The sequence below is a fragment of the Novosphingobium sp. genome, assembly GCF_040079535.1.
Lineage (GTDB): Bacteria > Pseudomonadota > Alphaproteobacteria > Sphingomonadales > Sphingomonadaceae > Novosphingobium.
Genome location: NZ_JBEBKB010000021.1, coordinates 21,352 through 42,209, shown reverse-complemented (window position 1 = coordinate 42,209; position 20,858 = coordinate 21,352). Strand labels below are relative to the sequence as shown.

20 protein-coding genes and 1 pseudogene are annotated in these 20,858 nt (G+C 62.8%); 14 read left to right on the top strand and 7 right to left on the bottom strand.

Annotated features, from left to right (window positions below):
• Positions 1-652 (top strand): annotated as a pseudogene (locus ABL914_RS08635) (hypothetical protein); the annotation flags it as partial.
• 6 nt (positions 653-658) lie between these two features.
• Here ABL914_RS08635 and ABL914_RS08630 read toward each other — a convergent pair.
• Both ABL914_RS08630 and ABL914_RS08625 read right to left on the bottom strand, forming a co-directional pair.
• Positions 659-1,633: a S1/P1 nuclease gene (locus ABL914_RS08630; RefSeq protein WP_391562778.1), complete on the bottom strand. Its 975-nt coding sequence runs from the start codon at positions 1,631-1,633 to the stop codon at positions 659-661.
• 3 nt (positions 1,634-1,636) lie between these two features.
• Entirely contained in the window at positions 1,637-2,296 is a 660-nt protein-coding gene (locus ABL914_RS08625; RefSeq protein WP_391562777.1) for a GcrA family cell cycle regulator, read from the bottom strand.
• A gap of 77 nt (positions 2,297-2,373) precedes the next feature.
• Between ABL914_RS08625 and ABL914_RS08620 the strand changes: the two genes are divergently transcribed.
• A complete protein-coding gene (locus ABL914_RS08620; RefSeq protein ID WP_391562776.1) occupies positions 2,374-3,258 on the top strand; it encodes an ABC transporter permease in 885 nt (294 codons plus the stop codon).
• Positions 3,259-3,260: 2 nt separating this feature from the next.
• On the opposite strand, the gene ABL914_RS08615 is transcribed toward ABL914_RS08620, so the two are convergent.
• Positions 3,261-3,737, bottom strand: coding sequence for an Lrp/AsnC family transcriptional regulator (locus ABL914_RS08615; RefSeq protein ID WP_391562775.1), 477 nt, complete (start codon positions 3,735-3,737; stop codon positions 3,261-3,263).
• 142 nt (positions 3,738-3,879) lie between these two features.
• Between ABL914_RS08615 and ABL914_RS08610 the strand changes: the two genes are divergently transcribed.
• From ABL914_RS08610 to ABL914_RS08560, 11 genes are all read left to right on the top strand, one after another.
• Positions 3,880-4,899: a 1-aminocyclopropane-1-carboxylate deaminase gene (locus ABL914_RS08610; RefSeq protein ID WP_391562774.1), complete on the top strand. Its 1,020-nt coding sequence runs from the start codon at positions 3,880-3,882 to the stop codon at positions 4,897-4,899.
• Positions 4,900-4,992: 93 nt separating this feature from the next.
• Complete coding sequence (locus ABL914_RS08605) at positions 4,993-5,640, top strand: acetyltransferase (RefSeq protein WP_391562773.1); 648 nt, start codon at positions 4,993-4,995, stop codon at positions 5,638-5,640.
• Positions 5,637-7,406 (top strand): AMP-binding protein, encoded by a 1,770-nt coding sequence (locus ABL914_RS08600; protein ID WP_391562772.1) that lies wholly within the window; start codon positions 5,637-5,639, stop codon positions 7,404-7,406. The genes ABL914_RS08605 and ABL914_RS08600 overlap by 4 nt, the downstream gene beginning before the upstream one ends.
• Positions 7,407-7,408: 2 nt before the next feature.
• Entirely contained in the window at positions 7,409-8,203 is a 795-nt protein-coding gene (locus ABL914_RS08595) for a hypothetical protein (protein WP_391562771.1), read from the top strand.
• Entirely contained in the window at positions 8,200-9,273 is a 1,074-nt protein-coding gene (locus tag ABL914_RS08590; RefSeq protein WP_391562770.1) for an MBOAT family O-acyltransferase, read from the top strand. The genes ABL914_RS08595 and ABL914_RS08590 overlap by 4 nt, the downstream gene beginning before the upstream one ends.
• Positions 9,270-9,425: a hypothetical protein gene (locus tag ABL914_RS08585; RefSeq protein WP_391562769.1), complete on the top strand. Its 156-nt coding sequence runs from the start codon at positions 9,270-9,272 to the stop codon at positions 9,423-9,425. Before ABL914_RS08590 ends, ABL914_RS08585 begins: the two co-directional genes overlap by 4 nt.
• The gene (locus ABL914_RS08580; protein ID WP_391562768.1) at positions 9,425-10,456 is read left to right on the top strand and encodes a ketopantoate reductase family protein; all 1,032 of its coding nucleotides are present in this window, start codon (positions 9,425-9,427) and stop codon (positions 10,454-10,456) included. The genes ABL914_RS08585 and ABL914_RS08580 overlap by 1 nt, the downstream gene beginning before the upstream one ends.
• A 64-nt stretch (positions 10,457-10,520) precedes the next feature.
• A complete protein-coding gene (locus ABL914_RS08575) occupies positions 10,521-11,498 on the top strand; it encodes an NAD(P)H-dependent flavin oxidoreductase (RefSeq protein ID WP_391562767.1) in 978 nt (325 codons plus the stop codon).
• 13 nt (positions 11,499-11,511) lie between these two features.
• The gene (locus ABL914_RS08570; protein ID WP_391562766.1) at positions 11,512-12,762 is read left to right on the top strand and encodes an acetyl-CoA C-acetyltransferase; all 1,251 of its coding nucleotides are present in this window, start codon (positions 11,512-11,514) and stop codon (positions 12,760-12,762) included.
• A gap of 72 nt (positions 12,763-12,834) precedes the next feature.
• Complete coding sequence (locus tag ABL914_RS08565; protein ID WP_391562765.1) at positions 12,835-14,217, top strand: FAD-binding oxidoreductase; 1,383 nt, start codon at positions 12,835-12,837, stop codon at positions 14,215-14,217.
• A complete protein-coding gene (locus ABL914_RS08560) occupies positions 14,214-15,002 on the top strand; it encodes an enoyl-CoA hydratase/isomerase family protein (RefSeq protein WP_391562764.1) in 789 nt (262 codons plus the stop codon). Before ABL914_RS08565 ends, ABL914_RS08560 begins: the two co-directional genes overlap by 4 nt.
• Before the next feature lie 71 nt (positions 15,003-15,073).
• Here the strand turns inward: ABL914_RS08560 and ABL914_RS08555 are convergent, their stop codons facing one another.
• The gene (locus tag ABL914_RS08555) at positions 15,074-16,621 is read right to left on the bottom strand and encodes an acetolactate synthase large subunit (protein ID WP_391562763.1); all 1,548 of its coding nucleotides are present in this window, start codon (positions 16,619-16,621) and stop codon (positions 15,074-15,076) included.
• A gap of 114 nt (positions 16,622-16,735) precedes the next feature.
• Here ABL914_RS08555 and ABL914_RS08550 point away from each other — a divergent pair, with 114 nt between their 5' ends.
• The gene (locus ABL914_RS08550) at positions 16,736-17,962 is read left to right on the top strand and encodes an NAD(P)/FAD-dependent oxidoreductase (protein WP_391562762.1); all 1,227 of its coding nucleotides are present in this window, start codon (positions 16,736-16,738) and stop codon (positions 17,960-17,962) included.
• On the opposite strand, the gene ABL914_RS08545 is transcribed toward ABL914_RS08550, so the two are convergent.
• The 3 genes from ABL914_RS08545 to lpdA all read right to left on the bottom strand — a co-directional run bounded on the left by ABL914_RS08545 (position 17,959) and on the right by lpdA (position 20,851).
• Positions 17,959-18,582 carry a trimeric intracellular cation channel family protein gene (locus tag ABL914_RS08545; protein WP_391562761.1) on the bottom strand — a complete coding sequence of 208 codons (624 nt, stop codon included), beginning with the start codon at positions 18,580-18,582 and terminating at the stop codon, positions 17,959-17,961. The two genes, ABL914_RS08550 and ABL914_RS08545, sit on opposite strands and share 4 nt — an antisense overlap.
• On the bottom strand, positions 18,579-19,256 hold the full coding sequence (locus tag ABL914_RS08540) for a PepSY domain-containing protein (protein WP_391562760.1): 678 nt from the start codon (positions 19,254-19,256) through the stop codon (positions 18,579-18,581). The genes ABL914_RS08545 and ABL914_RS08540 overlap by 4 nt, the downstream gene beginning before the upstream one ends.
• Positions 19,257-19,435: 179 nt before the next feature.
• Positions 19,436-20,851, bottom strand: a complete 1,416-nt coding sequence (lpdA, locus tag ABL914_RS08535) for a dihydrolipoyl dehydrogenase (RefSeq protein ID WP_391562759.1) — start codon at positions 20,849-20,851, stop codon at positions 19,436-19,438.
• Between the last annotated feature and the right edge of the window lie 7 nt (positions 20,852-20,858).

Genomic DNA, 20,858 nt, shown 5'->3' with positions numbered 1-20,858 from the left:
GCCCGGCCCCGTGGGTTCCCAGCATCAAATTGGCATCATCGGGCGGGGATCGGGGCTTTCTGCGAGCCACACGATCAACGGCCACTCGGTCGCGTTTCGGCTGCGCTATGGCAATGTCCGGTTTCTGTTCACCGGCGATCTCAATCAGGAAGCTGGCGAGCGTTTGCGCAAAGCGCTGCCAAACGCGTCGCTGCGGTGCGAAATCCTGAAGGCCCCGCATCACGGATCAGCCGATTTCGATATGGAGTTCCTGAAAGAGGCCGGGCCAGTCGTCTCGCTGATCTCATCGGGTGATGAAAGCGCGCAAAAGGAATACATCCACCCGCGCGCGACGCTGATGTCGGCGCTGGGCAAGGCCAGCCGCACCACGCCCGGGGTAATCTTCTGCACAGAGCTGGCGGCGTTCTTCAGCTATATGGGCCGGATCGCGGTGCCGATCCCGGACAAGCCGGGGCAGACCCGGATGGTTGACAGTTTTGAACGGACCAACTTTGGGATCATTCACGTCCGCACCGATGGGGAACGGGTGCTGGCGTTCACCCATTCGGGACGCGAAGGAATGAACGAGGCTTATCGGTTTACCGTATCACCCAACGGTGAAGTGACCTTTGCCGATGAAGCCAGCAAAATCAGCGCGCCCAAAGCTGCCTGATCAAGGTTAAACCGGGCAGGACCAGTTGGCAGTTTTGGCCTGGCCAATCGCGCGGGCCAGCATATCGGCGATCCGGTAGCCGCCGGTCGCGATCCGGCGCTGCGCGATCCGGATCGCCAGCGCCTGTTCCGCTTCGCTGATCGGCGCGGCCCGATCCTTGTCGGGTGAGGCCAGCAGATAGCTGCCCTGATAGGCGACCTTGCCGGCAAGTTCCGCGCTTTCATCAAGAATGCTGGCAAACACGGTTTGGGGATCGCCCTGCCGTGATAGCTCGCGCGAAAGCCGCTGGCGCGGCCACAGCGCGGTTAGCGCCTCGGCCCAGCTGGGCGCGCCGGCAGGCAGAGCCGCGCCGCTATCGTCCAGGGTCATGTCCCAGTATTGATGCAGATCGGTGACGACCCCATTGGGCCGTTTGACCCAGGCCAGCCCGCCGGCGCGGTCGGTCATACTGAAATCGCCGGTCATCTGATGGCCGGCATGGAGCGGCTGCTGCACATCGCCAACGATGTGGATCAGCCAGCCGATCGCCTTGGCTCGCTCTGCCGCAGGGGCGCAGGGATTGGCCAGCTTGGCGTAATTATAGCCAAACCCAAACGCGGCATTGCCGTTTTCAAACGGCCACAGCCAGGTCCGGCCATGCACCACCCGCAGTTGATAGTGCCAATCGGGATGATCTTCCGGGCCGCCGCGCACATCATCAGGCCAGCGTGCCAGGGTTTCAAACAGCGCGCGTTCCTGCTGATCGGCGGGCAGGGCTGCAATCGCCGGGGCAAAGCGGGCAAAATCCGGATGTTGCCGGATCAGCGCCATCAGTTCGGTCAGTTCAGCCGGGTGGCTGCGCTTCAGATCTTGCCAGGCAATCGCCCCGGTGGTCTGATGGCCCAAATTGGACCAGGCCAGCGCCGAACCAGAAACCAAGGCAGCGCCAAGCGCGGCAAAGCCGGCCAGCGACTGCCATAGCAAGGCCCGGCGAGCCTTCACGGACTAGCGAACCCGCGGGCCGCCAAACGGCAGCGGCGGGGGAGGGCGGCGATGACCGCGCGGCAATTGCGCTTGATAGGCGCGCCCGCAGTGCTGGACGCAATAGGGGAAGCCGGGGTTCACTTTATCACCGCAGAAATGGAAATCAGGTTCACCAGGATGGCCCATTGGCCAGCGGCAAATTCGGTCATTCAGTTCCAGAAGGCTGGTCTTCTCAGCCATTTCCGGGCTGGGCTTGGCCGGAACCAGCCGGCGCGGCGGCGCTGGCGGGATCGGGGCCTGCTGATCGCCGGGGCCCTGACGCAGGAATCCACCCGGACCAACCGAAACAATCCGCGGCATATCGCTCTTGGGAATGGGCTGGCTGCCATCACCGCTGGGTGCAGCGGCGGGCGCGGCGGTGCGCGGCGCTGCCGGGGCAGCGCGCGGCGCGGCCGGCGCTGGCCGCGGCGCGGCGGCCTTGGGCGCTTTTGCGGCGGGCGAAGCGGCTTCCTTTTCGTTGGCTTTGACCGGGCTGGGGCGCGCCTTCAGGCCAAGCCGATGTGCCTTGCCGATCACGGCATTGCGGCTGACCCCGCCCAATTCATCGGCGATCTGGCTGGCGGTGGAGCCACCTTCCCACATCTTGGTCAGCTTTTCGATCCGTTCGTCGGTCCAGCTCATGTGCCCGTTTTCTCTTTCTACAGCGGCATTGCGCCGCGCTATTGCAAGGTGGCCGTGGCGGCGATAGTCGCACCAGCATGGCCAATCAACCCAAACCCGCTGCCGAACCCGCAAAGCCCGCTGCTGCTGCAGCGGTGGCTCCCGGATTTCCGACAAGGGGAGTGCCCGTTTTCAGCTCGATCAACCGGCTGGGGCTGTGGACCCTCTATATGAAGGAAGTGCGCCGGTTTTTCAAGGTCCAGACCCAGACGATCTGGGCCCCGGCGATGACCACGCTGCTTTACCTGATGATCTTTACCGTCGCGATGGGCGGCGGCGGTCGGCAAGTGCTGGGGGTTTCCTTTGCCAGCTTCATTGCGCCGGGGCTGATCGTGATGGGCATGATGGGCAATGCCTTTGCCAATACCAGCTTCAATTTTCTGGCCGGCAAGATCCAGGGCACGATCGTCGATTACCTGATGCCGCCGCTTTCGAACGGTGAACTGATCATCGGCCTGATCGGTGCAGCGGTAACCCGCGCGGTGCTGGTCGGCCTGGCGATCAGCGCGGCGATGCTGCTGTGGCCTGGCGTTCACCTGGCGGTTGCCCATCCGTGGGCGGTGGTATGGTTCGGCCTGATGGGATCGGTGCTGCTGGCCGTGATCGGGCTGATTACCTCGGTTTGGGCAGACAAATTTGATCACGCTGCAATGATCAGCAATTTCGTGATTACGCCGCTGACGATGCTTTCAGGCACGTTCTATGTGATCGACAATCTCTCACCAGCGTTTCAGGCAGTCAGCCGGGTCAACCCGTTCTTCTACGTGATCTCGGGCTTCCGTTTTGGTTTCCTGGGGCAAAGCGATATTGGTGCCACCAACGCGGCGGTGATGAACGGGGCGATCTATGTCGGTGTGCTCAACGTGGTGCTGGGCGCGGCACTTTACTGGCTGCTTAAAAGCGGGTGGAAGCTGAAGAGCTGACCCTAGAAATCCAGTGGGGCATTTTCCTTCACTTCCTTCATGACAAAGAAAGTCCGGGTCTGGCGTACGCCGGGCAGGGTCAGCAAGCGGCCGCCGTGGAGCGCGTTGAAATCGGCGATATCGCGCACCCGGATTTTCAGCAGGTAATCGAAATCCCCCGCGACCAGATTGCAATCGAGCACCTGTTTGAGTTTCAGCACCGCGCTTTCGAACGCGGCAAAGCTTTCTGGTGTTGAGCGATCGAGCACCACGCCGACCATCACCAGTGTTCCCAGGCCAACCACACCGGGCTCTATCGCGGCGCGAAACCCGCTGATTGCGCCGCTTTGGGTTAACCGCTGGACCCGGCGGTGGCAGGTGGCCGGGCTGATATTGGCCAATTCGGCCAGATCCTGATTCGATCGGCGGCCATCGATTTGCAGCAAGCGCAGAAGATTGCGATCGATCCGGTCAATTTCGTGATTGGATAATTGTTCCATTTTTGGCGCCAGTTTAAAAGTAAAATTCCGTCAAATTACTAATATCAGACCATATCGCGTTTTGAAATCGTCAATTTTGCAAGCACCTTTCGCATTGCATCGGCTAGCCTTGGGCCGAATCGTCAATGCTACGGAGCCTGCAATGTCCCTCCTCACCAAATTCGAACGCTATCCGCTGACTTATGGGCCGACCCCGATCGAGCACTTGCCACGGCTGTCTAAGGCGCTGGGCGGAAAGGTGGAGATCTGGGCCAAGCGCGATGACTGCAATTCGGGGCTGGCCTTTGGCGGCAACAAGCTGCGCAAGCTTGAATACATCGTCCCCGATGCGATTGCGAGCGGGGCCGATACGCTGGTCTCAATCGGGGGGGTGCAATCGAACCACACCCGGATGGTGGCCGCCACTGCCGCCAAGATCGGGATGAAATGCGTGGTGGTGCAAGAGAAATGGGTGCCCCACCATGATGCCGTCTATGATCGGGTGGGCAATATCCTGCTGACCAGATTGATGGGGGCCGACAGCCGGCTCGTCGATGAAGGCTTCGATATCGGGATCCGGCAAAGCTGGGAGGATGCGATCCAATCGGTGATTGACGCGGGCGGCAAGCCCTATCCAATCCCGGCCGGGGCCTCGGTCCACAAATTCGGTGCGCTAGGCTATGTTGGCTTTGCCGAAGAAGTTGCGAACCAAGAGGCCGAGCTGGGTTTCAAATTCGATTACATCGTGGTCTGTGTGGTCACCGGATCGACCCAGGGCGGGATGATCGTGGGCTTTGCGGCGCAAGACCGGGCAACCCAGGTGATCGGGATCGATGCATCGGGCACGCTGGAACAGACCCGCGCGCAGGTGCGCAGCATCGTTGATAACACCGCGCAGCTGGTCGGCCTGGGCCGAAAGGTTCGCGAGGACGAGATCGTGATCAATCCAGACTATGCCTACCCGGCTTACGGCGTTCCCTCTGACGAAACCAACGATGCGATCCGGCTGGCCGCGCAGACCGAGGCGATGATCACCGATCCGGTCTATGAAGGCAAATCGCTGCAGGGGATGATCGATCTGACGCGCAAGGGCTTTTTCCCAGATGGGGCCCGCGTGCTCTATGCGCATCTGGGTGGGGCGCCTGCGATCAACGGCTATTCTTACTACTACAAGGACGGCTAAAGCCGCTTTATGTCAGGTGCTTGCAAGGTCTTGGTGGATTAGTTCTTAAAGCGCCTTTCGCAGGCCGGATGAATGCACCACCTTTGGTGCACGATGATTCTGTTTGGGGCACGATCACCGCTGGTTGTCGATTTTGAAGAGACACTGGCGCGCAAGGGGATTGCGTTGGCGGCTAGCGTCAGCGTGGGCGGCGCTGCGCGGGTGATTGATCGAACGCGGCTGATCGATCTGGCCGAATTCGTGCCCGAAAGTGGCGCTGAATTTCTGGCCCCGGCATTCGCGCCGCTGCGCCGCGCCGCACTGATCGCCCAGGCCGAAGCGCTGGGGCTGATCAAGGCCGCTGCGCTGATTGATCCCACCGCAGTGCTGCCGCGATCGATCCGGATCGGGGCGGGCAGTTATATCAATGCCGGGGTTGTGATCGGGGCCATGTCGATGCTGGGCGAAGGCGTGCTGATCAACCGCGCGGCATCGCTGGGGCATCACACGGTGCTGGCCGATCTGGTCAGCGTGGGACCGGGGGCCACTCTGGCCGGGAACATCCATGTTGGTGCGGGATCGGTTATTGGCGCAGGCGCGGTTGTGCTGCCCAATGTCCGGATCGGTGCGGGAACGATTGTTTCGGCAGGCGCTGTGGTGCGCAAACACGTGCCCGATGGCGTGCTGGTGATTGGCAATCCGGCGGCCGAACGGCGTTTTAATCCGCGCCTTTCATCGCTTAATGTTGAAGACGGCGAATGACCTTGCGGGCGCTGTGGGACAATGCCCTGGCCGGCGGAAATGCCGATTGGATGGCGCTGCCCGATGGGCCGATCGGCTATGCCCAATTTGTCCAGATAGTGCGCCGCTGGTGCGCATGGTTCGATGCGGCGGGGCTTGCGCCGGGCGATCGGGTGCTGATCCGCACGGCAAATGATGTGGTGGCCGCCAGCGGCTTTATTGCGGCGATGCTGGATGGGCTGGTACCGGTACTTATGACCGGCGACACCCCCGATCTGCGCGCGCTGGCAGTGGCGCGCACGGTGGCCGCCAGGGGCTTTGCTGCCGATGCCGGGGCACTGCCGGAACTTGATCCAGGCTGCGGCGCAATCGAACTGGGCGGCGCTGCCGAAACGCGCGGCTGGTTTTCCCGCAAGGGCCCTGATCCGCTGCATGGCCTGCCCGATCCCGCTGCGCGCAATCCGCATTTGCCGGGTGATCCGGCGGGCCTTGCCTATATCCTGTTTACATCGGGCACCACCGCCAGCCCCAGCGGGGTGCAGATCACCCGCGGAAACCTGTTTGCCAATCTGGCCACGCTTTCGCGGCTGTTTGAATACGGGCCGCAATCGCGGATCTTCAACGATATGATTCTGGCCCATGCCGATGGGATGATCCAGGGCCCGGTGATGGCCTTGGCCAATCGCTGCGCAGTGATCCGATCGGGCGGGTTCACGATTGCCGGAATGGAAAGCTGGCTGGGCCGGGTGCGGCAAGCGCGCGCCAGCCATGTGATCACAGTGCCGACCATCTGGGCTATGATCGATGCCTATGCGGCCCATGATGATTATTTCGATGCACCGGAATGCACCAGCCTGCTGTCGGTTGCGGCCAAGCTGGACGCACATTTGTGGGAACGGCTGGAAACCCGGTTTTCCCGCCCGGTCTATAACCAGTACGGGCTGACCGAAACGGTTGCATCTGCGCTCTACGCCGGGCCGCAGGCAGAGATGGGGGCGTTTGGGACGGTGGGCAAGCCGGCCGATTGCGCGGCCCGGATCGATCCCGCGACAAGCGCAGCCGAGGGTGAGCTGCAACTGAAGGGAGCGCACATATTCGCAGGCTATTGGCAGGATCCGGATCGCACTGCGCAAAGCTTTACCGCTGATGGCTGGCTCAAGACCGGAGACCTGGCGCGGCTGAGCGCGGACGGCAGCTTTGAAGTGCTCGCCCGGATCAAATCGGTGATCATGATGGGCGGCTTCCTGATCCGCCCGGACGAAATCGACGAAGCGATGCTGCGCCACCCTGCGGTGCGCGAAAGCGTGACCGTGGGGATCGAAGACGCGATGTTTGATGAGGTGCCGGTTACCGCGGTGGTCTGTCATCATCCGATCGGCGAAGCCGCGCTCACCGCGCATGCCCGCACCTATCTGGAAGGGCAAAAGGTGCCCAAGCGGATCGTGGTGCTGGATGCGATCCCGCGCGGGGCAAGCGGCAAGGCGCAGCTGGCGGCATTGCGCGATCTGCTGGGCGCGGCCATCGGTATGCGCAGCGCTGCGCCGCCGCCGGATGGAAATCTGGAAAGCCAGGTTATCGCGCTTGCGGGTGAACTTTTTCGCACCGATCCGGCCGCAATCAGCCTGGCTTCGCGGCCCGGACAAGTGCCCGGATGGGACAGCTTTTCGCAGCTCAACTTTGTGATGGCGGCCGAAGACCGCTTTGGCGTGGCAGTGCCTGCTGCACTGGTCGCACAGATCGTCAGCATCGGCGATATGGTCAAGGCGATCCGGCAGTTGCAGGGATGACGTTGCGGCAGGTTATTCTGGCCTGGCTGCTCGTGCCAGCCGCGGTGCTGGCCGCATTGCTGGCCGAAGCCTGGCTGGCCCCGCACCCAGCCAGCCGGTTTGACGGCGCCGGGGTTGCGGTTATCGGATCTTCGCTGATGGCCCATGCGGTGCCCGAACGCGGCCAACTGCCCGATGGACGCAGGTTCCGCCGGTTTGGTATTGCGGTTCCGTCAGAAGAGCAGCTGCTGGCAGTGCTGAACGCCGCGATCGGCGAAAAGACCCCGCTGATCGTGATCGAGGTTGCCCCGTGGATTGTCGATTTCCGGTTTGAGGCTGAGCAGCAATGCACCGCGCCCGCCGCCGGGCTGCGCCGCGCGGTGCACAATGGGCAGGTGGCGCTGGTCGATCGGCTGCGCAATCTGTTTGGGCTGCGCGGCAGCCTGGATGGGATGGGAGAGCCGCATAATCTGGATCGCGGCCAGCTGATCAGCGAAGAATACATTGCCACTTTCTATCCACTGCGCTTCCATCCACCGTGCCAGCAAGGCGCTTTGCAATCCGCCGTGCAGCAGGCTCAGCGCCAGGGCAGCCAGATTGTGCTGGTGCTGATGCCGCGCGCGCGGGCAGGGGAAGCCGCGCTGGGCACGGCGCAGGCGCGGCAATTGGATGCGGCCGCGCAAACGCTGGCCAGATCGCTTGATGTGCGTTTGCTGGTTCCATCGGGCCCGTGGCGCGATACAGACTTTGCCGATCATGCGCATTTCGGCGCAGCTGGCCGGGCCCGGTTCATGGCGCAACTGGCGATGCTGCGATGATCACGCTGTCCACCATGATTGTCTTGGCCGCGCTGCTGGCGGTGCCGCTGGCCTGGCTGGTGCCGGGACCACGCGGGATCGATGCTGTGGCCGTTCTGGCGGCCATGGTGCTGGCCTGGGTATCGCCGCTTGGCGCGGCCTGGATCGCTGGATTTTCGATCCTGCTTCCCCCGGCGATGCGCTGGGCCGAACGGCACGGCGGACGCGGCTGGTTGGCGGCAGTGGCGGTTGGCCTGGCACTGGCCGTTTTCGCATCGGCGCAGCTCAGCCATGGCATCGCCTGGGTTGGGGGGGCATTTTTTACGCTGCGGCTGATCCATGTGATCGCCGAATGGTGGATGGAGAAAATCCCGGCGCCGGGCATCGCCGCACACTTGCGCTATCAACTGTTCCTTCCGGCATTGTTCGTTGGCCCGGTCCACCGCTTGCCGGCGTTTGAGCGGCAATGCGCCCGCCGCCGCTGGGATTGGCCGCAGTTTCTGAGCGGGGCCGAACGGGTGCTGCTGGGCGCCGTTTCGGCCGAGCTGATCGGCAATGTTCTGATCCAGCACGGGCGGGCGAATATTGATGCCGCGCTGCAGCAGGTATCGCCGTTCCTGCTCGATTGGGTGTTGTCCGCATTCGATTGGATCGCGCTCTATTTCACATTCGCCGGGATGAGCGCGATTGCGCTGGGCATCGCGGCGATGATGGGGATCGTGCTGGAGGAAAATTTTAACAAGCCATGGCGCGCGCGCGATCTGTTGGATTTCTGGTCACGCTGGCATATCAGCTTGACCAATTGGTGCCGCGATTATGTCTATCGGCCGATCATGGCGTTGACCCGCAACACCGCAATCGGGCTTGTCGCCGCGATGCTGGCAATTGGGTTGTGGCACGAGATTTCGGCCTATTATGTGCTGTGGTCGGTGTGGCAATCGCTGGGTGTGGTGCTAAGCCGCACTGTGCTGCCCAGATTGACCGTGCCGGTTTCGCCGCACCTGCGCGCAGTGCTTGCGCCTGTTGCAATCCTGGGCTGGCTGGCGCTGGCCCGGCCTGTGATCACCCTGCTGTTTAAGGCTGTGCAATGACCCCGCTGGCCAGGATCTTCGCCCGGTATCTGCCTGCGTCGCTGGTCGGCCCAGCGCTGGCACTGGCCTATGGGGCGATGACGATTGCCGTTCTGGTCGCCAGCAGCAATGGCACCGCGCCGATTATCTATATCGATGTCAGGGGCCAGTGATGGCGCGTTTGCTGGTTCTTGGTGCCAGTTATGGCTTGCTGCCGGGGGTCCGGCTGGCGCTGACCGGGCATCATGTGACCTTTGTTGGAAAGGCCGATGAAATTGCCGCAATGGCCAGGGCGCCGCTGCGGCTGCTGGTGCCCGATCGGCGCGGCCGGGCAGGTTTCGATCTGGAAGCTCCCGCGCCAAACATCACGCTGACAACGCCTGAACAGGCCGATCCTGTGGCTGCCGATCTGGTGCTGCTGGCGATGCAGGAACCGCACTATGCCGATCCAGCTATCGCAGCGCTGCTCAGCCGGATCGGGCAGACCGGGCGGCCCTGCCTGTCAATCATGAACCTTCCCCCGCCGCCATTCCTGGCCCGGCTGGGGATTGCCGCAGAGGCGCTGGACGGGGTCTTTTCCAGCGCGCTGGCCTGGACCCGGCTTGATCCCGATCAGCTTACCCTGGCCTGCCCGGATGCGCAGGCGCTGCGGCTTGATCCGGCCCGGCCCGGGGAACTTACGGTGACGCTGCCATCAAACTTCAAGGCTGCGCCGTTCGCCCGCGCGGCCGATCAGGCGCTGCTTGAAACGCTGGCGCGCGATTGGGCCGGGTTCAAGCATCACGATCTGCGTCCGCCGGTGCAATTGCTGGCCCAGCACAGCATCCATGCTCCGCTGGCCAAATGGCCGATGCTGATCGCCGGGAACTGCCGCTGCCTGACCGATCAGGGGCTGCGCTCAATCGGAGCGGCGGTGCACGGCGATCTGGCTGCCAGCGAAGCGCTTTACGAGGTGGTCTATAATCTGGCGCTTGCCTTGGGCGCGCGCGCGGCTGATCTGGTGCCGTTCAGCGCCTATGCCAAGGCCGCCCATGGGCTGACCCGGCCCAGCTCGTTGGCGCGCGCACTGGCGGGCGGGGCGATCCGGGTAGAACGGATTGATCTGCTGGTCTTGCGGCTGCTGGAACGCTGCGGGCTTGATCCTGCGCAATTGATCCCGATTGTCAGGGCAATCGATGCACGGCTGGCCGCAAACGCGCGTTAGCGATTGCACAATTTAATCGAACGGTTAAACAAGCTGGCGAGTCAATTGGCGAGGGAGCTTGCGTATGGCAATCAGGACGCGGATCACCGAAATGCTGGGGATCGAACACCCGGTGGTGCAAGGCGGCATGCAATGGGTGGGCGTAGCCGAAATGGCCAGCGCGGTATCCAATGCCGGCGGGCTTGGCATCCTGACCGGGCTGACCCAGCCCAACGCCGGGGCACTCGCCGCCGAAATCGAACGCTGCCGGGGGATGACCGACAAGCCGTTTGGCGTGAACATGACCGTTTTCCCAACGATCAATCCGCCCGATTACAAGGCCTATGCCCAGGCAATCATCGATTCAGGCGTAAAGATTGTCGAAACCGCGGGAACGCCTGCGGTGCGCGAGCTGTGGGAAATGATGCAGCCCCACGGCATCATGATCCTGCACAAATGCACCGCGGTGCGCCACGCGCTTTCGGCCGAACGCGCCGGGGTTGATGTGATCAGTATCGATGGGTTCGAATGCGCCGGGCACCCGGGAGAGGATGATATCCCAGGCCTGATCCTGATCCCGGCTGCGGCCGACAAGGTGAAAATCCCGATGCTGGCCAGCGGCGGGTTTGGCGATGGCCGGGGGCTTGCTGCGGCGTTGGCGCTGGGGGCCGATGGGATCAACATGGGCACACGCTTTACCGCGACGGTGGAGGCGCCGATCCATCAGGCCTTCAAGGATGCGATGGTGGCCGGCGATGAACGCTCTACCGATTTGATTTTCCGCACGTTCCGCAACACTGCGCGGGTCGCCCGAAACGCGATTTCGCAGGCGGTCGTTGCCGCCGAAGCCGAGGGCAAGGATTTTGCTGCCGTGGCCGATCTGGTCAAGGGTGTGCGCGGCCGCGAAGGTTTGCAAAGCGGCGATACCCAGCACGGGGTCTGGTCAGCCGGCATGATCCAGGGCCTGATCCACGATATCCCAACCTGCGAAGTATTGATCAGCCGGATTGTGGCTGACGCTGAAAGCATCATCCGCCAGCGCCTTGCCGGCATGCTGGCTTAACCGGAGAAAACCAATGGCCGAAGCCTATATCATCGATGCAGTCCGCACCCCGCGCGGGGTGGGCAAGCCCGGCAAGGGCGCGCTTTCGCACCTTCACCCGCAGCACCTTGCCGCAACCGTGCTGAAAGCGCTGAAAGATCGCAACAATCTTGATACCACCACAGTTGACGATGTGATCTGGTCAACCTCTACCCAAAAGGGCAAGCAGGGCGGCGATCTGGGCCGGATGGCCGCGCTGGCCGCCGGGTTCGATACCAGCGCCAGCGGAATGACGCTGGATCGGTTCTGCGGCGGCGGGATTACTTCGGTCAACCTCGCCACTGCGGCGGTGATGAGCGGCATGGAAGATTGCGTGATCGCCGGCGGCACCGAAATGATGAGCTACACCTCGGCAATGGGCGCAGAAGAAGCCAATGCCGGGATCAGGCCGCTGGGCATGGGTTCGGGCAATGCCGAGCTTGATGCGCTGCATCCGCAAAGCCATCAGGGTGTTTGCGGCGATGCGATCGCGGCGATGGAAGGGATTGACCGGCAGGCGCTCGACGCGCTGGCGCTGGTCAGCCAGGAACGTGCCGATCGCGCAATCCGCGAAGGCCGCTTCGATAAGTCGTTGATCACTGTTTACAACGAAGACGGCTCGGTCGCGCTCGATCATGAAGAATTTCCGCGCCCCGAAACCACCGCAGAGGGCCTTGCCGGGCTGCGCGCCAGCTTTGATGCGATCGCCGATTTCGATCTGGGCGGGACCACCTTCCGCAAGCAGATCCAGCGCCGCTATCCTGATCTTGAATGGAAGGGTGTGCATCACGCCGGCAATTCATCGGGCGTGGTTGATGGCGCGGGCGCGGTTCTGATCACCAGCAAAGGCTATGCCGATCAGCACGGGCTGAAGCCCCGCGGCAAGATCGTTGCCTATGTCAACTGCGGCGATGATCCCACCCTGATGCTCAACGCCCCGGTGCCGGCCGCGAAAAAGGTCCTGGCGAAAGCCGGGTTGAAGGTTGAGGATATCGACGTTTTCGAAATCAACGAAGCCTTCGCTGTGGTCACTGAAAAGTTTATCCGTGACCTCAATCTTGATCGCACCAAGGTGAACCCAAATGGCGGCGCAATGGCGCTGGGCCATCCGATTGGCGCAACCGGATCGATGCTAATTGGCACCGCGCTGGATGAGCTGGAACGGACGGGTGGCCGCTATGGCCTGATTACGATGTGCGCTGCGGGCGGGATGGCCCCGGCAATTATCATCGAACGGCTGGGCTGAATCACTTAACTTTGCGCTTTTCGCCCCGGCCGTAGCTGATACGGTCGGGGTGATTTGATTGGGGAGCGCGCGATGACCGATCTGATTGCGCAGATTGCCGGAATTGTCGGACCTCAGGGCTTGCTCACTGGCGCGGACGTTTCCGGCCGGGCCGCCGATTTCATGGGCTTCACCCACTGCCAGGCCAAGGCGATTGTTCGCCCGGCGAGCGCCCAGGAATTGAGCGCGGTGATGAAGCTGTGCCATGCGGCAGGCCAGACGGTTGTGGCAGCAGGCGGCAACACCGGGTTGGTCCAGGGCACGGTCTGCACCGCCGATGATCTCCAGATCTCGCTGGAACGGATGCGGGCCATTGGCGATATTGATCCGGTTGGCCGGACCATGGTGGTCGATGCCGGCTGCGTGGTCCAGACCGTGCAGGACGCCGCCGTGGAGCACGGGCTGAAGTTCGCGGTCGATTGGGGCGCGCGCGGCAGTGCCACGATTGGCGGCGGCATCGCAACCAATGCGGGCGGCAATTCCGTGGTTCGCTATGGCATGATGCGTGACAATGTGCTGGGCCTCGAAGCCGTGCTGGCCGACGGCACGATCATATCGAGCATGAATGTGCTGCTGAAGAACAATGCAGCCTATGATCTCAAGCAGCTGTTCATTGGCAGCGAGGGGACCCTGGGGATTGTGACCCGCGCCGTACTGAAACTGCAAAGCGCGCCGCTGACAACCCAGACCGCGATGCTGGCCTGCGCGGATTTTGCCGCGGTCCAGCGTTTGTTTGTTGAAATCGGGCGCCGGTTCGGTCCGGGGCTGACCGCGTTCGAAGTGATGTGGTCCAGCTTTTACGAGCCAATGGTCGCATCTGGAAAGCACACTGCGCCGCTGCCAGCTGGGCATGGCTGCTATGTGATCGCCGAAATGAGCGGCACCGATCCAGAGGGCGATCCGGTGCGGTTCGAAGAGGTTCTTGGCAGCTTGATCGAAGCCGGGGTTGTGGCCGATGCAGTGATCGCCGCCAGCCAGGCCCAGGCCGATCAGATCTGGGCAATCCGCGATGATATTCCCGGGCTGATGGCTTTCACCATGCCCAGCGTCACGTTTGATATCAGCCTGCCGGTCCGCGATATGGACCACTATGTTGCCGCGTTGACCAAGGCCGCCGAGGCCGAATTTGGCGAGACGCTGAAGCTGGTGGTGTTTGGCCATATCGGCGATGGCAATCTGCACATTTTGATGGGCGCGCAGCCCTTTACGCCCGAAACCAAGCACCGGATCGAGGATCTGGTCTATACCCCGCTCAAGGCACTGAACGGATCAGTCTCGGCCGAACACGGGATCGGCATCGACAAGCGCGATTGGCTGGCGATCAGCCGTTCCGCCCAGGAGATAGCCCTGATGAAAACCATTAAGGCGGCGCTTGATCCCAAGGGCATCCTCAACCCCGGAAAGGTCCTGCTATGAGCGATATGACCTATGCAGTGGCCGATCACATCGCCACGATTACCTTCAATCGGCCCGAACGGTTGAACACGATCTCGTCGGCGATGCTCGATGAATTGACCCGAACCCTGGTGCGGGCAAATGAAGACCGCGATGTGCGGGTGGTGGTGCTGACCGGCACCGGCCGTGCGTTTTGCGCCGGGCTTGATCTCAATGAAGCATCAAGCGGCACCGGGATCAGCGGCAAGGATCGCCGCCCGCCCGAAACGATTGACCTGCGCAACACCCCGCCAACCGTGCTCAATGCGATGGACAAGCCGGTGATCTGCGCCTTGAATGGTTCGGCGGCGGGCTATGGGATGGATCTGGCGCTGGGCTGCGATATCCGGATTATGGCTGACAATGCCAAGCTGGCCGCCGCCTTCGTCAAGCGCGGAGTAGTGCCCGAAAGCGGCGGAACCTGGTTTCTGCCGCGGATGCTGGGCTGGGCCAAGGCGGCGGAAATCATCTTCACCGGCCGCACGCTCAGCGCAGCGGAATGCCTGGCCGAAGGGCTGACCAACACGGTGGTTCCGGCCGATCAGGTGGCCGAAGCGGCCCGCGCGATGGCGCTGGAAATTGCGGCCAACGCCCCGCTGGCGGTGCGCGCATCAAAGCGGTTGATGCGGATGGGCCTTGAAGAAACTTTCGAAACCCACGTCCAGCACGTCTACCTGCAATTGCTGCCGCTGTTCGCCAGCGATGATTTCAAGGAGGGCGTAAACTCGTTCCTTGAAAAGCGCCCGGCCGAATTTTCAGGGCGTTAGATCAGAGCCGCCGACCCTGCGGACAAGGCGGCCCTGCACACACCGATCTTGCCCATGGCTTCAGGCGATAATCAAAGCATTGCTTCGATCAGCATCGGGCCCTTCTGGGCCATCGCAGTTTCCAGTGCCGCGCGAAATTCCTCTGCGGTTTCGCAGCGCGTTGCCGCAACGCCCATCCCTTCGGAAATCTGCGACCAGTTGATCGCCGGGTTGGTAAGATCGAGCATCGACAAGGCTTTGGGGCCCGGGTTCTGCACACCCACCCGCATCAGTTCGATGTTGAGGATCGCGTAAGATCCGTTGTTGAGGATGATGGTGGTCACATCCAGCTTTTCGCGGGCCATCGTCCACAGTGCCTGGTTGGTGTACATCGCCCCGCCATCGCCGTGCAGCGCGATCACCTTGCGGTCCGGGCAGGCTACCGCCGCACCCACTGCCAGCGGCAGACCCTGGCCGATCGAACCGCCGGTCAATTGCAGCCAATCATGCTTGGCCGCGCCCGCGCACATCAGCATCGAAGCACCGCCCTGGGTTGCACCTTCATCAGATACAATTGCATTTGCGGGAAGAAGCGCCGCCAGGATCGCGCCGACGCTGGCAGAGTTAAGTTTGCCGGGGGTAGCCTCGAAACTGGTCGGCTGCTGGACCAGCGCGGGTTCGGCCGGCGCGCCAAGCGCGCTGGCAAGGCCGGACAGTGCGTGGTTTGCATCCTCGCGCATGGACGCCAACCGCACCAGATTAGCCCCGTCAGGCGATAGCCAGCTGGGCTTGTCCGGATAGGCGAAGAACGAAACCGGCGGCTCGGTTCCGCAAAACACGATCGTCTTGAATTCGGCCAGAAAGGCCTGCGCCTGTTCGCCAAAATAGGGCAGCTTTTCCACCGCCACCCGGCCTGCGCCGCGCTGATGGCGGGTCGCAAAGGTTTCGGCGACAAGCCGGCAACCGGTGGCAGCGGCAATCCGCCCAGCTTCGCGCAGGGCATCCGCGCGCAGCGCCCGTCCGCCCAGGAACAGGCATATGGGCCCATCGCCGTTCAGCAGCACTTCGGCGGCCGCGGCGATTGCATCGGCTGAAACCTTGGGAGCGGGCGACAGGGCAAGCGGGGGAACTGCGGCAGAACCTTCGGTCCAGGCGTGGTTGGCCGGCACGATCACGGTGGCAACTTTGCCGGGATAGCTTTGCGCCACAGCAAACGCTTCGGCCCCGGCCTGGGCCAGATCGCGCTCTGAGGCAGAGGTTCGGACCCAGTCTGACATCGGCCGGGCCACGCCTTCGGTGTCCGAGGTTAGCGGGGCGTTGAAATGCTTGTGATAGGTGGCGTGCTCTCCCACCATGTTGACGATCGGCGATCCGGCTTTGCGGGCATTGTGCAGATTGGCCAAGCCATTGCCCAGTCCCGGACCCAGATGCAAAAGCGTCACCGCCGGCTTGTCAGCCATCCGGCCATATCCATCGGCTGCACCTGTCACCACGCCTTCAAACAGGCCCAGGATCGCGCGCATCCCGTGCTGGCGATCAACCGCGGCAACCAGCTGCATTTCAGATGTGCCGGGGTTGGCAAAGCAGACCTCTACGCCTGATGCCGCCAGCGTTTCGATGAAAGCTTCCGCACCGTTCATTGCAATTGATCCTCCGTTGTCTGCTGGTGGTAACGCGGCCTCTCGTTGGCGCAACAGGATTGTGCAGCGGCAGGCCTGCGCTATGGCAAAAATGCAGGAACAGGAGCGAATCGCGTGATCCATTACGATGCACTGATTGTTGGCGCTGGGCAGGGCGGTGCCTATGCCGCGATCCAGCTGCGCCAATTGGGCTTTGCAGGCAGCGTGGCTCTGATCGGGCGTGAGGGTGAGCCGCCCTATGAACGCCCGCCGCTGTCAAAGGAATATATGCTGGGCGACAAGGCCTGGGAACGCCTGCTGATCCGTCCGGCCGATTTCTGGGCCGGAAAGGGGATCGAACTTTTGCTGAATGCGGAAGTCGTCTCGGTTGATCCCAATGGACGTTCGGTCAGCCTGCATGATGGCCGCGTGATCGGTTTTGGCGAACTGATCTGGGCGACCGGCGGCGATCCACGCCCGCTGTCTTGCCCCGGGGCAGAACTCAACGGGGTACACGGCGTGCGAACCCGCGCCGATGCCGATGCGATCCTGGCCGAGCTGGCCGGCGTGGAGCGCGTGGCGATTGTGGGCGGCGGTTATATCGGGCTGGAAGCGGCCGCTGTGCTGCGCAAGCTGGGCAAGGAAGTTACCCTGCTGGAAGTGCTGCCGCGGGTGCTGGCACGGGTCGCAGGGCCACAATTGTCTGAATTCTATGAAAACGAACACCGCGAAAAAGGGGTCGATCTGCGCACCGGAACCGGGGTGGTCGAAATTCTGGGCAAAGATAAAGTCAGCGGCGTTCGGCTTTCGGATGATAGCGTCGTCGAATGCCAGATGGTGATCGTGGGGATTGGCATTATCCCGGCAGTCGGCCCCTTGCTGGCGGCTGGGGCTGCGGGCGGCAATGGGCTCGATGTCGATGAATACTGCCGCACGATCCTTCCGCATGTCTGGGCAATCGGCGATTGCGCCGCGCATTCAAACCGGTTTGCCGATGGCGCGGTAATCCGGCTGGAATCGGTCCAGAATGCCAACGACATGGCGAGCTGCGCCGCCAAGGCGATCACCGGCGATCCGGTGGCTTACGCGGCAACGCCCTGGTTCTGGTCGAACCAGTATGATCTGAAGCTGCAAACCGTGGGCCTTTCGGCAGGCCATGACCAAGCCGTGCTGCGCGGCGATCCGGCCGCGCGCAGCTTTTCGGTGTTGTACTTGCGGCAGGGCAAGCTGATCGCGTGTGATGCGGTCAATATGATCAAGGACTATGTCCAGGCCCGCAAACTGGTGGAGGAAGGCGCTATGATCGCGCCCGAAGATCTGGCCGATGCCAGCCGTCCGCTGAAAGAACTGGACCGGCTCTAGCCGCCCGCCCGCTGATAGCCGGGCAATGCCAGCCCGGTTGCAATCGCATATCCGCGCAGCGAAAATCCGCCCAGCATTGCCGCGCTCCAGGCAATCTCGCGCGGAAGGCCCAGCCATGCCCCTGCTGCGCAAAGCCCGGCGGCAAGCGCAGCGGCCGTAACATAGATTTCCGGCCGCATGATGATCGATGGTCGGCCCGCCAGGACATCGCGGATCACCCCGCCGACGCAGCCGGTGATCACTCCCATCAGCACCGCAGGGACTGGCGCGATGCCAAACGCCAGTGCCTTGGCCGTTCCCAGCACCGCATAGGCTGCAAGGCCTGCCGCATCGGCCCAGTCAAGCAACCGGCCCTCCCACCATTTGTGCGGGGTGAACCAGGCCAGCAGCGCCACCGCCATGCAGACCGGCGCCACCCACGGATCGCGCACCCAGAACACCGGCGCGCCGATCAGCAAATCGCGCACAGATCCGCCGCCAACCCCGGTGATCAGCGCGAAGAAAGCCATCGTCACGAAGGTCTGCCTAAGCCGCGAGGCCAGCACTGCGCCGGTCAGGGCGAAAACCGCAGTGCCGATCAGATCCAGCGCTGCCGGGATTTGGGGGAGGGTAACACTCATCGTGCAGCCTTGCGGCGGCGCAGCAGCAACGCAGTGCCGAACAGACTGGTGATCAGCGACAGCCCGCCCAGCAGCCAAAGCAGCGGGTGGCTGGTATCCTCGCGCCCGGCCGGGTCCATGATGTGCAGCCCCCACATGAAATCATAGGCCCGCCACCATTTGGTCCGCAGCGCCAGCACTTCGCCGGTTTCGGCATCAATATAGATATGGGTGCCATCTTCGAATGCGGCTTGCCAGCTGGGCCGCGGACGGCGCAGATCGAGCGGGGCCTGATCGGCGGTAAAGCGCCTGATCGCGGTCAGCCGCGCCGACCCGGCATAGGCTAGTTCAGCGAGCACCCGCGCCTCGGTCACGCCCACCGGGCCGAGCAGAGTGCCGCTGTCTGCGGAATAGCGCGACTGGACCTTGTCCGCCCCGGTCACCGCCCAGACCGCACGCGGTCCTTGCGGCACCAGCATCACGCGGGTGGCCGGGGCGTCGAGCCTGGGTGCGATCAATACTTGCGGCGCGAAGGGGGCGGGCTCGCGGCGCAGATCACCCCCGCGCACGTCCTCTATCGGGCGCAGCGTCATGAAGACACCGCTGATGATCCACAGCAACAAGGGGATCGCCACCAGCCAGCCCAGCCAGATATGCCAGCGCGCCAGGTTTTGCATTGGGGTTAGTTTGGCCATCTTCCAGATCCTCTCCATTTTTGGCGAAGGCCACAAATGGGGAGGTGGATGGGCCGTCAGGCCCAGACGGAGGGGCATAGACGCTGGCGTCCAGACCCCTCCGTCAGCCGCCTTTGGCGTCTGCCACCTCCCCATTTGCGCTAACGCGAAAATGGGGAGGATCAAGCAGTATCAAGCGATCAAATATGGATTGCTTTGCCGGTAACGCCCATCGCCGCTTCCTTCATCGCTTCGCTGTGCGTGGGATGGGCGTGGCAGGTGTAGGCGATGTCTTCCGATGTCGCGCCAAATTCCATGGCCAGTGCTGCCTCGGCGATCATCGTGCCGGCCACCGTGGCAATGGCCCAGACGCCCAGCACCTTGTCGGTCTTGGCGTCCGCAATCACTTTGACGAAGCCATCGGGCTCGTGATTGGTCTTGGCGCGGCTGTTGGCCATCATCGGGAACTTGCCGACCTTGATCTCGCCGCGCTCTTTTGCCTGTTCTTCGGTCAGGCCGACCCCGGCGAATTCGGGATTGGTATAGACCACGCCGGGGATCACTGCATGATTGACGATGCCAACCCCAGTGGCGATGTATTCGGCCACCGCGATGCCTTCGTCCTCGGCCTTGTGGGCCAGCATTGGCCCCGGAATGCAATCGCCGATTGCGCGCACGCCATCGACCGTGGTGCGAAAATCATGGCCGGTTTCGATCTGGCCGCGCGCATTAAGCCCCAGTCCGATTGCTTCGATATTGAGCCCTGCAACGTTCGGGCGCCGACCAATCGCGACCAACACGCAATCGGCCTCCAGCGTTTCTGCAGCGCCGCCCTTGGCGGGTTCCAGCGTCAGCGTGGCTTTCTTACCCTTGACGCTTGCGCCAGTGACTTTGGTGCCCAGCCGGATCTCCATTCCCTGCTTCCTGAAGATCTTGGCGGCGTCCCTGCGCACGTCCATGTCCATGCCCGGCAGCAGCGCATCGAGGAATTCCACCACGGTTACCCTGGCCCCCAGACGGCGCCAGACCGAGCCGAGCTCTAGCCCGATCACCCCGCCGCCGATCACCACCATGTGGGCAGGAACTTTGGCCAGCGCCAGCGCGCCGGTGGAATCGACAATGATGCCCCCATTCTTGTTATTTGGGTCGTTATCAACCTCAACGCCGGGCAGGGGCGTGACGCTGGACCCGGTGGCAATGACCACTTCCTTGGCAGTATAGGCCTTGCCCGCAACTTCAACCGTATGGGCATCCTTGAAACTGCCCTGGCCCTTCAGCCAATCGACCTTGTTCTTCTTGAACAGGAATTCGATCCCGCCGGTCAGGCCCTTGACCGCTTCGTCCTTGTCCGCCTGCAAGACAGCCAGATCAAGCTCAACCTTGCCAAGCTCTACCCCGTAGCGGGCCAGCGTGCCATCCGCCGCCTCGGCAAACTTTTCCGAACCATGCAGCAGCGCCTTGGAAGGAATGCAGCCAACGTTAAGGCAAGTCCCGCCCAGCGTTTCGCGGCTTTCCACGCAGGCCGTCTTCAGCCCCAGCTGCGCCGCGCGGATCGCGCCGACATAGCCGCCGGGACCGGCGCCGATGAAGATCACGTCATAATCGTATTCAGCCATCTTGCAT